This window comes from Kocuria gwangalliensis (genome assembly GCF_039544365.1).
In the GTDB taxonomy this organism is placed as follows: Bacteria; Actinomycetota; Actinomycetes; order Actinomycetales; family Micrococcaceae; genus Kocuria; species Kocuria gwangalliensis.
Map to the genome: position 1 here is coordinate 1 of NZ_BAABLN010000033.1, position 19,198 is coordinate 19,198.

Here is a 19,198-nt window from a genome sequence, read left to right on the forward strand (position 1 = left end):
CTTCCTCACGCCCAAAATCAATTCACCCGGTGCTTCTGGAATCACACTCCGGCCTGAACCCGCGTCGGTGGATCGAGGCTTAGCGAGAACTGATGCAAACTCTTCGGGGCCGTTGTAAATGTATGTTGAGGGGCATGACGCGACCGCACCCATCGGCGCGGTGACGGTCCGCAAACCCACGGCAAGATACTCGTAAACCTTATTGGGATCCACCGCGTAGGTTAGCGGTGTTTCTTGGAACGGGATCAGTCCCACCCACCACCTGCGGCTGATTTCCACAAATTCATCATGGGTTCTTGGCCCCAGGTACACGGCATTCTTTGGAAGCTCAATAGATTCGGGCATTCCATGTCCGATAATCTCGAACTGAAAGTCCGGATGCGCCACCGCTGTGCTAATGACCAGATCCCAGTCGAACCATGAATCCGTCAGGTGGCCGATGTATCCCACAATGCGATGACGACGACGCTCACGCACCACTGTTTCAGCGCGCAGTTCTTCGCCGCGCTCGATCAGCGCCGGAGGTGCCGCATTCTGCACCACCCGGGGTTCGACCGTCTCGCGGGAGATGAGGCGCATCTTTTCCGCGAGTCTAGGACTAACGGTAACGATGCTGTCGACCCTTTTGATCACTTGTCGCTCGAGTTCGGAGTCGAACCACTTGGAATAACCAACTCGATTGAAGTCTTCCATTTCGTCGCGCACCTCGTACATGGTGGACCATTGGGACGCTCGGAGTAGGTCTATGGTGGTCAAAGCTCCGATGTCCGGGAATGAACTGCAGATAAAGACGTTTGACGTTCCACGGCGTGTGCTCAGAACCGCGTTCACCTGGTCCAACTCGGTTCGGTTAAATTGCACTACGCCTTCGCATGAAAGCCGTTGATGATCAGTGATGCTGCTGAATGGGAAGAAGATGACTTCGATACCCAGTTTTCGATACTCAACGGCCAACCGGTTTGGTCTAAGCGACAGGGTGGGGTGCCCCACAGGTGGAGCAGTCGTATACAGAACAATGAGGGGTAGATCGGGTTCCAGGGCGCGTAACCAGTCGAGGGATTCGTCAAGTGTCCGCCCATCCGCACCATCCTCCGACCGTATAACTTCCGGTTCTCCGATCACCGTCACGTGATTAGATGCGTTCCAGGCATGTCCGTTCAGCGATAGGAAGACAGCCCCTACTGGAACAGTGAATTCCACGGTCGTGTCCATTGTCGTGTTGGTGTCCGGAGTTGACAAGTAGAAGTACGACCCCATAACCGGGTTGATAGGCAGGTCACCCGAAGGCAGTAATACTTGATTATTTTGATCCCGGAACGACGCTGCGACGAGGCCGGAGTTGTTCATAGGCAGCGTGCAGCGCGTATAAAGCGTGAGTCTCATTTTGCGACCGGATTCGACGGGCAGAGTGCGAGACCATTCAGGTAATGAAATTCCTTCTTGGATTACAGGTTCAGCGATAGTCAATTCGCCCTGGCCCTTGATCAGAAGAACTACGGAGACGGCAGAGGTGTTCTCCGGCACCTTGAGTTCCAGAGCTGGTGTCCCCATGTCGGACCAAAACTTAATGGGTTCAGAACTGTCGCTCCCATAACAGACCACGCATAACTGGGCCTGCACGCCATCTGCAGCTGCAGTCACGTTGACCGACACATGAACAGTGACGCCCGGATTCGGGTGGAATGACGAATGTTTCGGTGGTTCGGAGAACACGGCGTTATCTCTGCCGTATCCCACATATCCCCTGCCGGCAGTCGACAATTCCACGTTCGTGGACCCTACGGTGTTCGAGGGCACGTGTTGAATCGCCTTGGAAAGGATGTACCACTGCATAGGGATATTCGACTCCGGGGGGGACGGGAAGGCTGGTCGTTGCAACGCTTCACAGTTTAGGGGACAGATTCATGCAGTCAGGAGTATGACCGGCTGTGACCAGTCTTGACGCCGGTAACGGGACTGCTCGCCAATTCAAGTGCCTCGATTTTGATGCACATCCGCGGGTACGGAACTTCCTTTCTCCACCGACCAAGGGTCAGGAGTGACTTCAGCGGATGCGCCGTCCAGCAGCCATGTACTTCCACCCCGCCTCAATCCACTGCTCCGGGTCCAACGCGTTGCGGCCGTCCACAATGGTGCGCTCACGTACCAGGGGTTCCAGCTGCTCGGGGGTGAGCTCGCGGAACTCCTTCCATTCGGTCAGCAGCAGCACCATTTCGGCGCGAGCCACGGCCTGCTCGATGCTGCCCACGTAGTCCAAGCGGGGGTAGCGCTTGGCGGCGTTTGCATTGGCCTGAGGATCGTAGACGTGAACCTCGGCGCCCATGGAGTGCAGGCGGGCGGCGATGTCCAGGGCGGGGGAGTCGCGGACGTCATCGGATTCGGGCTTGAACGCGGCGCCGAGCACCGCAATGTCTCGGCCGTGCACGGAGCCACCCAGCTGCTGAACGGCCAGCTGCACGGTGTGCTCGCGGCGTCGCAGGTTGATGTCGTCCACCTCCGCCAGGAACCGGACGGACTGGTCCACGCCCAGCTCGGCGGCCCGGGCACGCAGCGCGCGGATGTCCTTGGGAAGGCAACCGCCACCAAAGCCCACGCCGGCGTTGAGGAACTTCCGCCCAATGCGCTCGTCCAGGCCAATGGCGTCCGCCAGGGTGCGGATGTCGCCCCCCACGGTCTCGGTGATCTCGGACAGCGCGTTGATGAAGCTGATCTTGGTGGCCAGGAAACTGTTGGCGGCCACCTTGACCAGCTCAGCGGTCTGGTAGTCGGTAACGATCAAGGGAATCTCCGCGGCCAGCTGGGAGGCGTAAACCTCACGGAGCACCTTTTCGGCGGCGAGCGCTTCCTCCGTGTACTGGCCGTTGGCATCGGTTTCCAGGCCCAGCACCATGCGATCCGGGGTCAGCGTGTCGTCCACCGCGTGGCCCTCGCGCAGGAACTCGGGGTTCCACACCAGGGTGACCCGAACGCCGTCGGCGGCATTTTCGCGGGCCAGCTCTTGCAGGCGAGCGGCGGAACCGACCGGCACGGTGGACTTGCCCACAATGATGCAGTCGCGGTCCGCCGCGCGAGCAATCTGGGTGACCGCCGCATCCACGTAGCGCATGTCCGCCGCGTGACTCTCGGCCTTCTGCGGGGTGCCCACGCCAACAAAGTGGACGTCACCGAACGGGACGGCCTCGCCATAGGACGTGGTGAACCGCAGCTTGCCCGTGCCGATGTGCTTGTTCAGCAGCTCCGGGAGGCCGGGCTCATGAAACGGCACTTGACCGGATGCCAGGGCATTGATCTTGGCCTGATCCACGTCCAGACCGATTACTTCGTGGCCCAGCTCCGCCATGGACACCGCGTGAGTTGCACCCAGGTACCCCGTACCGATGACCGTCAATTTCATGCATGCCCTCTTTCGACGAGACGTACCGATGGACTGGTTAGACCTGGGAATCGAAATCCGGGATCCGCTCGCCCACACCGAACATCTGAGCGATCGCGGCCACCGTGCGAGCGCCGGCCTTGCCGTCACCGTAGGGGTTCACGGCGTTGGCCATGGCGTCATAGATGGCCTGGTTGTTGAGCAGGCTGTCGACCTCTTCCACAATGCGTTCCTCGTCCGTGCCGATCAGTTTGACGGTACCGGCGGTGACGGCCTCGGGGCGTTCGGTGTTCTCACGCATCACCAGAACGGGCTTACCCAGGGACGGGGCTTCCTCCTGGACTCCACCGGAGTCGGTGAGCACCAGGTGGGCCACGGAGAGCATGCGGGTGAACTCGCCGTAGGCCATGGGCTCGGTGACCACCACGTTGGGCAGGTTCTCGATGGCGGGCAGCACGGCCTCACGCACGGCAGGGTTGCGGTGGACCGGAAGCACAATGGTCAGGTCGGGCTCGGCCGCGGCAATGCGTGCCAGTGCGCGTCCGACGCCGCGCATGGCCTCACCCTGATTCTCACGGCGGTGGGTGGTCACCAACAGCACGCGCTTGCCGGACTGGGCGATTTCCTCGAGCTGGGGATCCGAGAACGGCAGCTGCTTCTCCACGGTGTGCAGCAGGGCATCGATCACGGTGTTGCCGGAGACCACGATGTCCTCGGGAGTGATGGCCTCACGCAGCAGGTTGTCCCGGGAGGTGGAGGTGGGCGCCAGGTGCAGCGAGGCGATCTGGGAGGTCAGCTTGCGGTTGGCTTCCTCCGGGAAGGGGGAGAAGAGGTCGAAGGAGCGCAGGCCGGCCTCGGCGTGGATGACCGGGATTCCGCGGTAAAAAGCGGCAATCGCGCCGGCGGTCGAGGTGGTGGTGTCACCCTGGACCACCACGGCGTCCGGGGCGTTTTCCGCAAAAATCTTGTCCAGGCCGTCCACGGTGCGGGTCAGCACGCCGTTGAGGGTCTGGCGGGGCTGGATGATGTTGAGATCGTGATCGGGAGTGATCTCGAAAATTTCGTTGACCTGATCCAGCATTTCGCGGTGTTGGCCGGTCACGGTCACCACACAGTTGAACAAGGGGCTTTCCTGAAGTGCTTTCACAATGGGGGCCATCTTGATGGCCTCAGGACGAGTGCCGTAGATCGGCATGATCGTGTGCATGAATATTCCTCTTCCAGGCGCAAACGCGATCTCGGCGGCTCGCCGGGGGAACTGGCCCTAGGGGGTGGACCACAGCAGCACCGCTGTAGGTACGCGAGATTCGTTGTCAGTCTAGGATAAATACTCTTGTCGCGCCGGATATGGGACTCATGGCGCGCATGTACCCCACCACCCGCCGAGTTCATGTAATCTACTTGAGAATCCATGGAACATCTCATTTGCTGAAGACAAGGAGGTCTTAGGCGATGAGATCTGGGGTGCTAAGGATTCAAAAAGTGGGCCGGCACAATCCATGGTCGGTTCAATTGGGGAGCTCATCCAGCTGCGGGCGCAGCGCTTAGGAGAATTCAGAAAGCAGCGAAAATAGCGTGCCTCTCAAAAAAAACGGCTGGCGTAGGCCCGCCGCCGTTCAACATTCCACCCTCCTCACCTGTTACAACGATCGAGGACAACAGCTGCTCATTCCCGGCTCCGTTCTCAGCGTGGCATTCACGGGGTTCCAGCACATGTCCCGGGGAATTTTCGGCTCCGGACCGGAACCGTTCGACCTCGACCTCCTCGACGTGACGTTCATGCAGGTTGGTCCGTCGTCCTTCGACTTCCGGTTCGATATTCGCCGCCCGGATCTGGGGACCATGGCCAGGTTGGGCGCTTCGGGCGCGCTCCGGGAGGCTTACCCGATGTTGGCGCGGGCCATGACCATTATCGGCGCGATCGGCGAGGCGACCATGCTCATCGCCGCGCATCCCGGATGCGAGCTGCGGAGGATAGAAACCCACTACGGCCCGGATATTGAAATCCTGGTCGACGGTAAGCCTCGATTCGTTTTTCCCGCCAAGTTCTTGGACCTGGTGCGGGACCCTGCCATTCAGGCCGCCTGGCGCGCGGGGCTCAGCCCCTTGAACAACCCCAACTTCGCGTACGTGACCGCGCGGGGGGAGATTCACAAGGTTCAGGGCCTGGCCAACCAGGTCATGATCTGTAACGAGCATCTTCGCGACTTCATCACCGGACGTCCGCTCGAGCCCGTGTCCTTCGACCCCACCGTCCCTGGAAAGAGTCAGGCCGAGGAAGAGTGGGGCAAGCCCCGTGATTAGGTTGTGGAATCAGGACAGGCCGCGGGGCCGTTTGCCCCGGATGGTGCGCACAATTTTGCGTGCGCGGTCCACGTTGGAGGACACGGCCAAGTAGCCGCCCAGCACACCCACCGTGGACATGCCACCCACGATCATGGGCGTGTGGTACTTCTTCCAGCGCTCCGGATCCGAGGCCAGGATGTGCGCGGTGCCGTTGATGGACGCGGCGATGATGCCCCCGGCCACCACGTGGTGGCCGATCTTGGCGCCGCTCTTCATGACCGGCTCCAACTCGTCGGTGCGCAGGTGCACGTCAAAGCCGCCTCGTTCGAGTACCACGATGAGTCGGCGCACGTACTCGGGGATATCCACGCTCATTTGCATGGCATCCTCCACGGAACTGCGCAGCCGCGCTAACAACGCTTCCGGTGACAGCCGGTGCAGGATGAAACGCTCCGCGTAGGGCTGCAGCACGGACACCAGGTCGAAGTGCGGGTCCAGGCCGGTGCCCATGGACTCCGCGGTGACCAGCATGCGCAGCAGCAGCGCGGACTGTCGGGGCAGTTGCAGCTTGTGATAGCGCAACACGTGCACCAGGTCGCCCATGAGCTCACCCACCCGGACTTCTTCCAGCGGTTTGTTGGCGTAGCGGCGCATCATCACGGCCACGTCCCGCTCGAGGTCCCGCTTGGAGACATCGTGCTCACCGGTGGCGGTCAGCCCCAGCAGGCCCGTGGTGGCACGGCGGGCATTGCTCTGCACCACGCCCAACATCAAGGTGATCAAGTGATCACGGAACTCCTCACTGAGGTGCCCAACCATGCCGAAGTCGATGATGGCGATGCGCCCGTCCGGCTCCACGAACAGGTTGCCCGGGTGCGGGTCAGCATGGAAGAAGCCTTCTTCGAACACCATCTTGCAAATGGCGTCCGTGGCCTCCCGTGCCAAGAGGTGGCGATCCACGCCGGCGTCCTCCAGGGCCGGGTAGTTGTTGATCTTGACGCCGAACATCCGCTCCATGGTCAGCACTCGGGAGGAGGTGGCCTCCCAGTAGATCTCCGGGATGTGGATGCGGGGGTGGCCGGTGAAGTTCTCCGCCATCCGCTGGGCGTAGCGGGCCTCCTGGAGGTAATCCAGTTCCCCGCGCAGGGAGTCGTTGAACTCGTGGACCAGCCCTTCCAGGTCGTAGTCGCGAGCGGCGGCCCAGTAGCGTGAGGCCAGCTTGGCCAGATCGCTCATGATTTCCAGGTCGCGGTTGACCTCGTCCATCACGCCGGGGCGGCGGACCTTCACAATGACCTCGCGGCCGCGGTAGGTCGCGGCGTGTGCCTGACCGATGGAGCCGGTGGCAAGGGGTGTCGGGTCGATATGGGCCAGGATTTCTTCCGCCTGAGAATCCGGTTCGGCCTCGATCAGCGCCCTGATCTGGTCCACGGGCACCGGAGGGGTGTTGTCCTGGAGCTTGTGCAGTTCAGCCTCGTAGCCCGGTGGCAGCAGATCCGGGCGCGTGGACACCAACTGACCCAGCTTGATGAACGTGGGTCCGAGTTCTTCCAACGCCATGCGCAGGTGTTCGGGCTGGGAATGGAAGCTTCGGGTCTTGAACAGGCGGGCGCGAGCCAACGGGGCGCGCCACTCGGGCTTGATACCGCCCACTGCAAAACCAAAACCATGCCTCGAGAGCACCTCGATGATCTGAATGAACCGTTCGCGGCGAGAAATCATGGAGAGGTAACTGTCCCTTACAAGGTCCGGTTGAGGTAGAAAGCCATGAACCCGGTGGCCACGGCCACAATGATGAACAGGGTGGTGGCCAGCGGTTCGAACGGGATCAGGATCACGGCGCCCACCACCAGCAGCACGGTCAGCAGCGTCAGGGCCAGGACGGTGGACTTGGCGCCCCTGGGGGCGTTCCCGCGTCCCTCGGCCGGTGGATTGTCGCCCATGGCCAGGGGATCGGCGACAACCCGCGAGCTGCCCGCGGCGGGGCGCGACGCGCCGGCGTCGGCGGGCCCGTTGGGATGAGCAGCGGTGTAGCCCTTGCGCCATTTCTTGGAATTGCGGCCGCGGTCGGTCTCGACCGGGATGTAGGCCGGGGGCACCTCGTAGGAATCGGCCTCCGCAACGAGCTCGGGAACGTCGTTGGGCAGTTCCTCGTACCACTGCGCCGGTACTTCCGTGGCGCGGGCGGCCTGCAACGTCATGGACACCTCGAACGCGGAGCCACGAATGGTGCCCCACGCGGCGGTGAGCAGGTTGTGGTCGAAGACGTGATTGATGATGGGAATGAACTGCTGCGACATCTGCGTGGACAACCGGCCCACCTGCTTGCGTTCGTAAAGCACGTCCACGGTGTCCACGGTCATCCCGTGGGAGTTACGGACCTTGTTCGTCTCCAGGGTGACAATCACGCGGCCCTCACCGCCGGCGGGCACGATCGAGTGCAGGTACTCGGCGAAATCCTGCTCGTCCAGCACCTTGATCGATGATCCCTGGGGCAACACGGCGGCCTGGATGGGCGCGGTGTTGATGGGGAACAGCAGATCCGGGGGAGCAATCGAGATCACCGCACTCGCGTCCACTTCAGCCAGGCCGTCATTGCGTTCCAGTCGGGCGTCCAGTTTCAGCGGCACCACCGGGATGTACCCGGAGGCCACCACGCGCGCAATTTGATCCCAGTAGCGATGGGCGTCCTGGGCGGGCAGGTGCGCCACCTTGTTCTCACCGATCCGCACCGAAATGGTGCGCGGGTCGAAGGGATGGTCCGGTTCCGGTACCAGCGCAGCCAGTCCCGTCCACGTCTGCGAACGACCAAGCGACAACCCTCCGAACACTCGCATGATCTCGGTGTCGTAGAAGTTCTCGGTGACAACGTCCAAGGACCCTCGGTCGTTGAGCGCGTAATCGGTCATGGTCTCCCTCGCTGTAGCGGCAGCGCCTAACGCTCCCACCTTCTCACGGAATGCTTTCATTTCACCGGCAACACTTGGGTCCCGGTGAGTGCCTATTGGTTCTGGTCAGCAAGCACTGCGGCCTGCACCGTCACGGCCCGGCGCGCGTCATCCAGTAGTTCCGTCATGATACGTCGCAGCGCCCCGGGCGCCGTGGTGTTCTGGTCCAACCAGGTGCGCGTGGCCACCACCGTGGGGTTCTCCTCCGCCGACGACGCCGCTTGCGCATCCAGGCCCCGCGGGTACAGTCCGCGGATCATCCGGGTGGCGATCTCCATGGAATGCTCGTTCCACCAGGGAGTAATACCGTCGAAGTACGCATTCTGGTAGGTGCTCACCAGCTCGGGGGTGGCCAGTTGGAAACCGGACATTGTGGCGGAGAGCTCGTCGTTGGACAGCGCCCCGGACGTGATGGCCGTCCAGGCGTCCGCCTTGGCGTCCTCGGTGGGGATCGCCGCAAGGGCACGCGCGTAGCCCAGGCGGCCCTCGCGGGTGGGATCGGCGGCGTGGGCTCGGTCCAACTGCGAGCGCGTGGCGTGGCTCGTGGCGGTTTGGGCGCCCCACAGGGCCCAGGTGAGCTGGGAGCCCAGGTCCAGGCCGGGCAGTGTGCGTTCGCCGCTGAGCAGTTTCGCAATGGTCTGTGCGTGGGAGCCGTCCCTGGTGGCCACGCGCGCGAAGGCGCGGATGAGCACGAGCTGGGCGTCCGAACCCGCTGTCGCGTGGGTCACCGCGGTGTGCAGGCGATCGAGGAGCTCGGTGCGCAGGGGTGGCCGCAGTCGGGGCGGAACAAAACTTTCCAGGGCCTCCAGCGCACGGTCCAGAACGGTGGTGAGAATGCTGCTGTGCTGTTCCCCTAAACCGCGATGGGCCACCAGGTGAACGTACGCGCGGGGATCGTAGCGGGCATCGCGGACAGCGGCCCACACCTGGGAGTGGGCCAGGGCCCGGGCCAAGGGATCGGCCAGGAGGTGAACGGCGTCGGCGAGTGCGGCCAGGCCGTCCGCACCGGGGGAGGCCAGGCAGTAGGTGAGGTCGCGGTCATTGGCCAGGATCACCGGGGCTGTGTCCCCCAGGAGCTCGGGCAGGTCGGTGGCCGGTTGCTGCGGGTCCACGCGCACGTCGGTGCTGCGCTGGAGGATCAGCTGGGCGGAGTCGCCGGGGTTGTCAGGGGCGCTGGAATCGGCAGAGGCGTCGGGGGCGTAGGTGGCCACCGCCACCACGTGCGGGCGGGGCGCGTCCGAGGTCTGGGTCAGCGTGGCTGCCGTAATGGCGCCGCTGTCATCACGTTCCACGGCGGTTTCCAGGCGGGGGACACCGGTGGTGAGCAACCAGGCATTGGCCCAGGAGTGGACATCGGCGTCACAGGCCTCGTCGAGTACGGTGAGGAAATCGTCCAGGCTCGTGTTGCCATAGGCGAAGCGGCGGAAGTAGGCGCGGCACGCGTCGATGAACGCCTCCTCGCCCACGAACGCGACCAGCTGCTTCAGCACGGACGCGCCCTTGGCGTAGGTGATGCCGTCAAAATTCTGCCGGGCCGCCTCCAGGTCCACGATGTCCGCAACGATCGGGTGTGTGGTGGGCAGCTGATCCTGGCGGTAGGCCCATTCCTTGCGGCCCAGCGCAAAGGCGACCCAGGCGTCGTCGTACTCGGTGGCCCGCACGGACGCGTACGCGCCCATGAATTCCGCAAAAGATTCCTTGAGCCACAGGTCATCCCACCACGTCATGGTCACCAGATCCCCGAACCACATGTGGGACATCTCGTGCAGCATGGTGTTCGCCCGCCCGGCCAGCTGGGTGCGCGTGGCCCCGGACGGGAACAGGTAATCCTCGGTGAGCGTCACCAGGCCGGGATTCTCCATGGCACCCAGGTTGTACTCCGGGACGAACGCCTGCTCGTACTTGCCGAACGGGTAGTCAAAGGCGAAGAGCTCCGTGAAGAAATCCAGGCCCTGCTTGGCCACGGCAAACAGTTCAGCCGAATCCAGGTGCTCCGCGAGCGCTCGCCGGCAGTACAGGGCCAGGGGAACGGATTGGGTCTCGCCCTGCACGTCCACGCCCTGCCACTCGTCCGTGACCCGGGTGTAAGGGCCGGCCAGGATGGTGGTGATGTAGGTGGAGATCGGCTCGGTGGGGGCGAACTCGTGAGACACCGCGCCGGGAACGTCGCCGGTGCCGGCGGGCTCACTGGTGAGGTGTTCACCGTTGGAGGCGGCGATCCATTCCGGCGGGGTGATGAGCGTGAGCGCGAACGAGGCCTTGAGGTCGGGTTGCTCGAACACCGGGAACACCCGGCGGCAATCGGCCGGTTCGTACTGGGTGTAGATGTAAACGTTGCCGTCCTGGGGATCCACGTAACGGTGCAGCCCCTCCCCGGAGCGGGAGTAGAGCGCCCGGCCCACCACGGTGAGTTCGTTGGCGCCCTCCAACTCCGGCAGGCGGATCCGGGAACCCTCGACCACGTCGTCCACGTCCAACTCATCCCCGTTGAGTTCGACCAGGGAGATCGAGTCGTGGATGAAGTCGATGAAGGTCTCCGCGCCGTCCTCCGCAGTGAAGCGCACCGTCACCTGGGAGCCGAAGGTTTTCTGTTGGGGGTCCTCGGCCCCGGACAGATCCACCGTGACGTCATAGGAGGCCACCCTGATTTGCTCGGCACGGGTTGTTGCTTCGGCTCGGGTCAGGGAACTTTGCACCATATGCATCATTCTAGGCAGCCCCACCTGGGCGATGGCCAGTCGTGTCAGGGGCCGATGTGGATGTGACTGCGCTGGTCACCGCGGTTTCGGGGTGAACAGTGCCGCTGATCGACGGTGTGACCATCCGATGACCCGGCTGGAGGCTCGATCGACGGTACGACCCGAAGTTCGGCAAATCCCGGCTCCAATGTCGATCAAATTGCGAGGCGGTTATGGGGCGGGTCCTATCGTCGATCAGAAAACGAAGAAGTGCGCAGCTCACGGGCTAGGGACCAGAAACCGCGCACCCCCGACCGGAAGCCTGCACCCCCCGCTAGTCCAGGACCCGCGGTGGGAACCCAGAACCACATGGGCACTGGCCACAGGTGTAACGTCACGTGCCCGGGCCGTTTCCGGCCCGGGCACGTGACTGAGGTGCGAGCCGGTGTCAGCTGTCGAACTTGAAATTCTTGGGCGCCACGGTCAAACCGGAATCGGTGACGGTGAAGCCCCGGGTCAGGTCCTCGTCCTTGTTCACACCAATGGTGGCTCCCGGGGGGATCACCATGTTCTTGTCGATGATGGCCCGGTGCACCTGCGCACCGGCGCCCACGCGGACGTTTTGCATGATCACGGACTCGGTCACGCGGGCATCGTGTTCCACGACCACCTTGGGGGAGAGCACCGAGGACTCCACGCGGCCACCGGTGATCAGCACACCCGGGGACACAATGGAATCCAGTGCCACACCCGGCTGCCCATTGGGACCGCGCACGGTCTTGGCCGGCGGGGCCATGATCTGGTGGGTGTACAGCGGCCACGAGTAGTTGTACAGGTTGAACACCGGCAGCGGACGGATCAGGTCCATGTGGGAGTCGTAGTAGGAGTCCAAGGTCCCCACATCGCGCCAGTACTGGCGGTCGCGGTCCGTGGAGCCCGGCACGTTGTTGTTGGTGAAGTCGTAGACCGCTGCCTCTCCGCGATCCGAGAAGTACGGCATGATGTCACCGCCCATGTCGTGCTTGGTGCCCTCTTGCTGCTCGTCATAGCGCAGCGCCTCGACCAGGGCATCACGGTCGAACACGTAATTGCCCATGGACGCCAAGAACGCGTTGGGATCATCGGGCAGGGGAGCGGTGGACTCAGGCTTCTCCACGAACCGGCTGATCTTGGAGACGTCATTGGGGTCCGTCTCGATCACACCGAACGAGGTCACCATGTCCATGCTTTGGCGCACACCGGCCACCGTGGCCTTGGCCCCGGAATTGATGTGGAATTCCACCATGTCCGAGAAGTCCATGCGGTACACGTGGTCCGCGCCGACCACCACCACGATGTCCGGGTCCGCGTCATCAATGAGGTTCATGGACTGGAAGATCGCGTTGGCCGACCCCAGGAACCAGTCCTTCCCGCGGCGCTGCTGCGCCGGCACCGAAGCCACATAGTTGCCCAACTGGGTGGACAAACGCCACGTCTCCGAGAGGTGACGGTCCAGGGAATGTGACTTGTACTGCGTGAGCACCACGATCTGCAGGTACCCCGAATTAACCAGGTTGGACAGCGCAAAGTCGATCAAACGGTAACCACCACCGAAGGGAACCGCGGGCTTGGCCCGGTCCTCCGTGAGCGGCATCAAACGTTTGCCCTCGCCGCCGGCCAGCACAATGGCCAAAACCTTTTTCTTGCGTGACATATGTAGCTCTCACTTCCCGTTCGAGTCATAGCCGCTGGGCGGAAACGCGCCATCCCCGCGACCGGCCTTCATCGCTATTGTGACCCACTTCCTGCATCTGACCATCGTGTCGCCGCAAACTTTGCATAAGTTTCCTGACAAGTACCGCGCCACCCAGGTCACCTGCGCGTGGTGCTCGCCGTAACCCTGTGGTGAGCGGTGCATGTGGTCTAGGCTCACAGTGTGCGAGTAGACATTTTGAGCAAAGAGTTCCCGCCCGAGATCTACGGGGGAGCGGGGGTGCACGTGGCCGAGCTCTCCCGAGTCCTCGCGCCACTGGTGGACCTGAACGTTCGGTGCTTCGGCGCCCCGCGTGATCCCGACTTCCACGGAGCAACCGTCAAGGCCTATCCGGTCCCGGAGGAGCTGTCCTCCGCCAACGCCGCGGTCCAGACCCTGGGCGTGGACCTGGGAATGGTGGGTGACGTGTCTGGTGCGGATCTCGTGCACTCCCACACCTGGTACGCCAACATGGGCGGGCACCTGTCCTCCCTGATGTACGACATTCCCCACGTGCTCTCCGCCCACTCCCTGGAGCCGTTGCGCCCGTGGAAGGCCGAACAGCTCGGTGGCGGCTACCGCGTGTCCTCCTTCGCCGAGAAGACCGCCTACGAGGCGGCCGCCGCCATAATTGCCGTGTCCGACGGCATGCGTGAGGACATCCTGCGCTCCTACCCCAACGTGGACCCCGCCCGCGTGCGCACCGTGCACAACGGCATCGACGTCTCCCAGTGGGATCACGACCCCAACACCGATGTCCTGGCGGAATACGGCATCGACCCCGAGCGACCCTCCGTGGTGTTCGTCGGCCGCGTGACCCGCCAGAAGGGCGTTCCCTACCTGTTACGCGCGGCCCTGCAACTGCCGCCCGAGGTCCAACTCGTCCTGTGCGCCGGCGCGGCGGACACCCCCGCGCTCGCCGCCGAGGTCAATGGGCTCATTGACGAGCTCACGGCCCAGCGCACCGGCGTGGTTCTCATCGACAAGATGCTCCCGCGCCGCGAGATCATCCAGATCCTGTCCCACGCCACCGCATTCGCGTGCCCGTCCGTGTACGAACCCCTGGGCATTGTGAACCTCGAGGCCATGGCCTGCGGCTCCGCCGTGGTGGCCTCCGCCACCGGTGGCATCCCCGAGGTGGTCGTGGACGGTGAAACCGGCCGACTCGTTCCCATTGAGCAGGTCACCGATGGCACCGGCACCCCGCTGGACCCCCAGAAGTTCGTGGACGACTTTGCCGCGGCCCTGATCGACGTGGTGTCCGACCCCGAGCGCGCACGCCAGATGGGCATGGCCGGTCGCAAGCGTGCCCAGGAACACTTCGCCTGGGAAACCATTGCCGAGCGGACCCTGGAGGTCTACCGCTCCGTGCTGTGATCCTCCGGCCTGGCGGACAAGAGCTTTTCGAGACTGTCCACCAGGTGAGCCAGTGATTCACTCAACTGCCGACGTTCTCGCTCGGTCCAGTCGCCCAACATACTGTCGAAAGCCGCGCAGGCCGCTGCGCGGCTTTCTTCATGCAGCCGCTGACCGGATGCGGTGACGGACACCACGATGGCGCGCCGATCCTGCGGGTCCGGGGCCCGCTGGACCAGGCCCAGTTTTTCGAGCTTGCCGACCTGGGCGGTCATGGTGGACCGGTCCACGGATTGCCACGTGGCCAGCTCGGACATGCGCGCCGGCCCGAACTCGTTGACCCGGTCCACGAGCCACAGGTCCGTGGGGGAGAGCTTGGCGTTCCGGCTGCCGAGTTCCTGCCGTATCCGGGACCGGCTGGTGAGTCGGCCTAGCGCCGACATGGTCCGGGCCATCACCGTCACCGTGTCCGTTGTCTCACCGCTCATGTCATCACCCTGCTTGTTACCAAAGAAAGTAGTTGGTACAATGAAACTATAACAGTTTGAAGAGTCCAACATTTTCAGGAGGATGAATGTCCGAGCCCATCCAGGCCCCGCAGATCAGCACCGATGTGAAGTACGAGACGATTGCCCGCTTCCCCGACTACGCCGAGGCCCAGGCAGTAGTGGACCAGCTCTCCGACAAGGAGTTCGACGTCTCCACCATCAAGATCGTGGGGGAGGGCCTGCGCTCGGAGGAATTCGTCACCGGCCGCATGACCAAGGGCCGCGCGGCCCTGGCCGGCCTGGGCTCAGGCGCGTGGTTCGGGCTGTTCATCGGCATCCTGTTCGGCCTGTTCGCACCGGGCTTCGGGCTGCTGTCCATCATCTTGTGGTCCGTGGTCATCGGTGCCATCTGGGGTGCGATCTTCGGCTTTGTCGCTCACCTGGCCACCGGCGGTAAGCGCGACTTCAAGTCCCTGAAGACTATGGCCGCCGAGACCTACCTGGTTCAGGTCCAGGCCTCCCGCGCCCATGAGGCCATGAGCGTGCTCGGCCGCTGATTCATCAGCTCCACGCCTAGACATCACGACGCCGGGTGGTCACCTCACAAAGGTGACCACCCGGCGTCGGCGTTCGGACAAGGCTTGTTCTGAGAGTGGTTACGAGACCGACCTCAACGCGGGGCTTGTGTCCTCCACGTTGGCCCCCAGGGCGTAGGTGAGATGCCCACCCAGGAAACCACCGACCGACATCACACCCATGCCCGTCAGCCCCAGCAGCTTGCCCATTGTGGAGCGTCCCGTGAGACGAGCAGCTAGGGAGCCTGCGTACACCAGCACAGTCACATCCATAATCGCCGCGTGGACGAATCCCACTCGGGAAGACTCACCCGTGGTTTTCTGCCAATCATGCAGACCGGTTACGGCCGTGGGGACCGCGCTGAGTACCCCCACGCCCACGAGAATTGTCGAGGCGTCCTCCAATTCCTCGCCACCCAGGACATCCAACAGCGCGGACATGCTCCACGCGCCAATCGGAATATCTGTCATCAAGGGGTGCAGCGGATGACCCATGAACTCTCCACTGAGTACCTCTTTGACCACCGGCTTTTGTGTCAAGGGGCCAACATTCTTCTTGGCAAAGCCGATGACGGAGTCCAACGACCTGGCGTGTTCGATCCGCTCGGTGAGCTGCTGCAATGCCTTGATCACGGGTTGCCTCCTGGGCGGTTCTCACTCGACACCGCGGGGCCGGGTCGCTACGAGCGCGCGGTATTTTGGGTCACTTGATCGGCCGTGAACTTATTCTAAGCCTGCTGAGGGGTAATCGGTGGACACCGCGCTGACCAATCGTGCGGGGGCGTGGCTCCTCCCGGTTTACTTTACATAATGTGCATTATCGGACAACTGTAGAACGGGCGGGCTCGGGGTGTTGCGCCTCTATATACGTGCGCCGCGCTCGGTGGTTGAATCTGGGGTGAAGGTACTTGTCCTCACGCGCCGTGCGTGCGCATCAGACCCGCGAAAGGTTCACCCGTGGCCCAGTACATGATCTCCGTCTTTCACACACCCGGCGCCCAAGATGCCGGCACCGCGTACCAGGACGACGCCGCTCAGCAGTCGGCTTTCGCGGCGGTCGCCGAGTTCAACGCGGCCATCCAGGCTGCCGGCCAGTTCGTGTTCGCGGGCGGGCTCATGCCGCCCGAAGCCGGTCACACCGTGGACGCCACCGGTACGACACCGAACATTCAGTCCGGGCCGTTTTCCGTGGCGGCCGCATCCCTGGGTGGTTTTTGGATCGTTGAGGCGCTCGACCAGAAGCTCGCACTTGACCTGGCGACTCGCGCGTCTGCGGCGTGTGGTCAGAAGGTGGAATTGCGTCCCCTACAGGCGGTCTGAATCAAGTTCAGGCGCCCACGTACTCCGCGAGGTACTGGCCCGTGAGCGTCGATTTCCCAGCCACGAGATCCGCGGGAGTGCCCTCGAAAACGATCCGTCCGCCGTCGTGACCCGCACCGGGACCCAGGTCGATGATACAATCCGCGTGCGCCATGACGGCTTGATGGTGCTCAACGACAATGACGGATTTCCCGGAGTCGACCAGACGGTCCAGCATGCTCAGGAGGCGTTCGACGTCGGCCAGGTGAAGACCCGTCGTGGGCTCGTCCAGGATGTAGATACCACCCTTCTCCCCCATGCGCGTGGCCAATTTGAGGCGCTGGCGTTCACCTCCCGACAACGTGGTGAGCGGCTGGCCCACCTTGACGTAACCGAGCCCCACATCGGCAAGGCGCTCGAGGATTTTGAGCGCCGCGGGTGTGCGGGCGTCGCCGTCGGAGAAGTAGTTCAGTGCCTCGACCACGGACATCGAGAAAACATCGCTGATGTTCTGACCGTCCACCTCGAACTCGAGTACGGCCGGCTGGAATCGTTTACCCTCACAGTCGTCACACGTGGAGGTGACACCCTCCATCATGCCCAGGTCCGTGTAAATCACACCGGCGCCCTTACACGTGGGGCATGCGCCCTCCGAATTCGGGCTGAACAGGGCCGGCTTTTCCCCGTTGACCTTGGCGAACGTCTTTCGCACGGAATCAAGCAGACCCGTGTACGTCGCGGGATTACTGCGGCGGGAGCCACGGATCGCACTCTGGTCGATGGACACGATGTCCTGGTTGTCCGGAAGCGAACCGTGAACCAGTGAACTCTTGCCCGAGCCGGCCACTCCCGTGATGACCGTGAGCACGCCCAGTGGAATGTCCACATTCACGTTGTCCAGGTTGTGTGAGCTGGCTCCACGGATCTCCAGCCGGCCCGTGGGCGTGCGCAGTGGTTCCTTGAGCGCGATCTGGTCATCGAAATGGCGCCCGGTATTGGTGTCACTCCCCCGCAGCTCATGCACGGTTCCCTCGAAGCAAATGGTGCCGCCGTCCGTGCCTGCGCCGGGTCCGAGATCCACCACATGGTCGGCAATCGCAATGGTTTCCGGCTTGTGCTCGACCACCAGCACGGTATTGCCTTTGTCGCGCAGCTCCAACAAGAGCTCGTTCATGTGCCGGATGTCGTGCGGATGCAGCCCAATGGTGGGTTCGTCGAACACATAGGTGACATCGGTCAGCGGCGAGCCCAGGTGCCGGATCATCTTGGCGCGCTGCGACTCACCGCCGGACAGCGTGCTGGCCGGGCGATCCAGGGACAGGTAGCCCAGGCCGATCCGCACGAAAGAGTCGAGCGTATCCGTCAGACCGTCCAGCAGGGGCTTCACGGAGGGGTAATCCAGGCTACGGACCCACTGGGCAAGATCGGTGATCTGCATGGCGCACGCATCGGCGATGCTCACGCCGTCGATCGTGGCGGTGCGGGCACCCTCCGCCAGCCGGGTGCCGTGGCACTGCGGGCAGGCCTGGAACGTGACGGCGCGGTCCACGAACTCGCGCACGTGGGACTGCATGGCCTCGCGGTCCTTGGTGAGCATGGATTTCTGGATCCGCGGGATGAGGCCCTCAAAGGTCATGTTGATGCCCTCGACCTTGACCCGCACGGGCTCCATGTACAAGAAGTCCAGGAGCTGCTGGTCCGTGAACTCCTTGATAGGTGTGTCCCCCGGGAAGAACTCGAGGCCGCCGTACAAGCGGACGTTCCAACCGCCCTTGTTATAGCCGGGCACGGTGATGGCCCCGTCCTTGATGGACAGATTTTCGTCGTAGAGCTCGGTGAGATCGAGATCCGAGACCTTACCCATGCCCTCGCAGCGCGGGCACATGCCTCCGGTGATGGAGAACGTCTTCCTCTCCTTCTTCTGGCTGCCGCGTTCCACAGTGATCGCGCCGGCACCGCTCACGGACGGAATATTGAAGGCAAAGGCCTTGGGGCCACCGATGTGCGGCTCGGCCAAACGCGAGAACACAATGCGCAGCAACGCATTGACGTCCGTGGCGGTTCCCACCGTGGAGCGCGGGTTCGCACCCATGGGTTCTTGGTCCACCATGATGGCGGTGGTGATGCCCTCCAGCATGTCGACCTCGGGTCGACCAACCGTGGGCATCATGCCCTGCAGGAACGCACTGTAGGTTTCGTTGATCAGCCGCTGCGACTCCGCGGCCACGGTACCGAAGACCAAGGAGCTCTTCCCCGACCCGGAGACGCCCGTGAACACGGTGAGTCGGCGTTTGGGGATGTCCAGACTCACGTCCCGGAGGTTGTTCTCGCGGGCGCCCCGCACCCGAATCAGATCGTGACTGTCGGCCGCATGCTCGCGGTCCGCATCGGTTGTGCTCACCGTGTCTCCAAGGGTTGAGGAGGTGCCGTTTTCATGACGACGGCGCACGGCAGCTTACCGCG

14 protein-coding genes are annotated in these 19,198 nt (G+C 63.3%); 4 read left to right on the plus strand and 10 right to left on the minus strand.

What is annotated here, in order from left to right; all coding sequences use genetic code 11:
• The 3 genes from ABEA06_RS10320 to wecB form a co-directional block, all read right to left on the minus strand.
• On the minus strand, positions 1-1,833 hold a 1,833-nt coding region (locus ABEA06_RS10320), incomplete at its 3' end, for a glycosyltransferase family protein (protein ID WP_459076757.1).
• Positions 1,834-2,044: 211 nt separating this feature from the next.
• Entirely contained in the window at positions 2,045-3,394 is a 1,350-nt protein-coding gene (locus ABEA06_RS10325) for a UDP-glucose dehydrogenase family protein (protein WP_345311439.1), read from the minus strand.
• Positions 3,395-3,431: 37 nt separating this feature from the next.
• Positions 3,432-4,580, minus strand: coding sequence for a non-hydrolyzing UDP-N-acetylglucosamine 2-epimerase (gene wecB, locus ABEA06_RS10330; RefSeq protein WP_303382166.1), 1,149 nt, complete (start codon positions 4,578-4,580; stop codon positions 3,432-3,434).
• A gap of 368 nt (positions 4,581-4,948) precedes the next feature.
• Here wecB and ABEA06_RS10335 point away from each other — a divergent pair, with 368 nt between their 5' ends.
• Positions 4,949-5,677, plus strand: a complete 729-nt coding sequence (locus ABEA06_RS10335; RefSeq protein ID WP_303382167.1) for a hypothetical protein — start codon at positions 4,949-4,951, stop codon at positions 5,675-5,677.
• 9 nt (positions 5,678-5,686) lie between these two features.
• On the opposite strand, the gene ABEA06_RS10340 is transcribed toward ABEA06_RS10335, so the two are convergent.
• The 4 genes from ABEA06_RS10340 to glgC all read right to left on the minus strand — a co-directional run bounded on the left by ABEA06_RS10340 (position 5,687) and on the right by glgC (position 12,978).
• Complete coding sequence (locus ABEA06_RS10340; RefSeq protein WP_345311440.1) at positions 5,687-7,381, minus strand: ABC1 kinase family protein; 1,695 nt, start codon at positions 7,379-7,381, stop codon at positions 5,687-5,689.
• Positions 7,382-7,398: 17 nt separating this feature from the next.
• A complete protein-coding gene (locus tag ABEA06_RS10345; protein ID WP_345311441.1) occupies positions 7,399-8,568 on the minus strand; it encodes a hypothetical protein in 1,170 nt (389 codons plus the stop codon).
• Between the two features lie 92 nt (positions 8,569-8,660).
• Positions 8,661-11,306 carry an aminopeptidase N gene (gene pepN, locus ABEA06_RS10350; RefSeq protein ID WP_345311442.1) on the minus strand — a complete coding sequence of 882 codons (2,646 nt, stop codon included), beginning with the start codon at positions 11,304-11,306 and terminating at the stop codon, positions 8,661-8,663.
• Positions 11,307-11,733: 427 nt separating this feature from the next.
• Positions 11,734-12,978, minus strand: coding sequence for a glucose-1-phosphate adenylyltransferase (gene glgC, locus ABEA06_RS10355; protein ID WP_345311443.1), 1,245 nt, complete (start codon positions 12,976-12,978; stop codon positions 11,734-11,736).
• Between the two features lie 222 nt (positions 12,979-13,200).
• On the opposite strand from glgC, the gene glgA reads away from it, so the two are divergent.
• On the plus strand, positions 13,201-14,394 hold the full coding sequence (glgA, locus tag ABEA06_RS10360) for a glycogen synthase (protein WP_303382172.1): 1,194 nt from the start codon (positions 13,201-13,203) through the stop codon (positions 14,392-14,394).
• On the opposite strand, the gene ABEA06_RS10365 is transcribed toward glgA, so the two are convergent.
• The gene (locus tag ABEA06_RS10365) at positions 14,376-14,861 is read right to left on the minus strand and encodes a MarR family winged helix-turn-helix transcriptional regulator (RefSeq protein ID WP_345311444.1); all 486 of its coding nucleotides are present in this window, start codon (positions 14,859-14,861) and stop codon (positions 14,376-14,378) included. The genes glgA and ABEA06_RS10365 overlap by 19 nt on opposite strands.
• 86 nt (positions 14,862-14,947) lie before the next feature.
• On the opposite strand from ABEA06_RS10365, the gene ABEA06_RS10370 reads away from it, so the two are divergent.
• On the plus strand, positions 14,948-15,418 hold the full coding sequence (locus ABEA06_RS10370; RefSeq protein WP_345311445.1) for a YflT domain-containing protein: 471 nt from the start codon (positions 14,948-14,950) through the stop codon (positions 15,416-15,418).
• 99 nt (positions 15,419-15,517) lie between these two features.
• Here ABEA06_RS10370 and ABEA06_RS10375 read toward each other — a convergent pair whose 3' ends face one another.
• Entirely contained in the window at positions 15,518-16,069 is a 552-nt protein-coding gene (locus ABEA06_RS10375; RefSeq protein ID WP_303382175.1) for a DUF2231 domain-containing protein, read from the minus strand.
• A gap of 324 nt (positions 16,070-16,393) precedes the next feature.
• Here ABEA06_RS10375 and ABEA06_RS10380 point away from each other — a divergent pair, with 324 nt between their 5' ends.
• Positions 16,394-16,756 carry a YciI family protein gene (locus ABEA06_RS10380; RefSeq protein WP_345311446.1) on the plus strand — a complete coding sequence of 121 codons (363 nt, stop codon included), beginning with the start codon at positions 16,394-16,396 and terminating at the stop codon, positions 16,754-16,756.
• A gap of 7 nt (positions 16,757-16,763) precedes the next feature.
• On the opposite strand, the gene ABEA06_RS10385 is transcribed toward ABEA06_RS10380, so the two are convergent.
• Complete coding sequence (locus tag ABEA06_RS10385) at positions 16,764-19,136, minus strand: excinuclease ABC subunit UvrA (RefSeq protein WP_345311447.1); 2,373 nt, start codon at positions 19,134-19,136, stop codon at positions 16,764-16,766.
• Positions 19,137-19,198 lie beyond the last annotated feature (62 nt).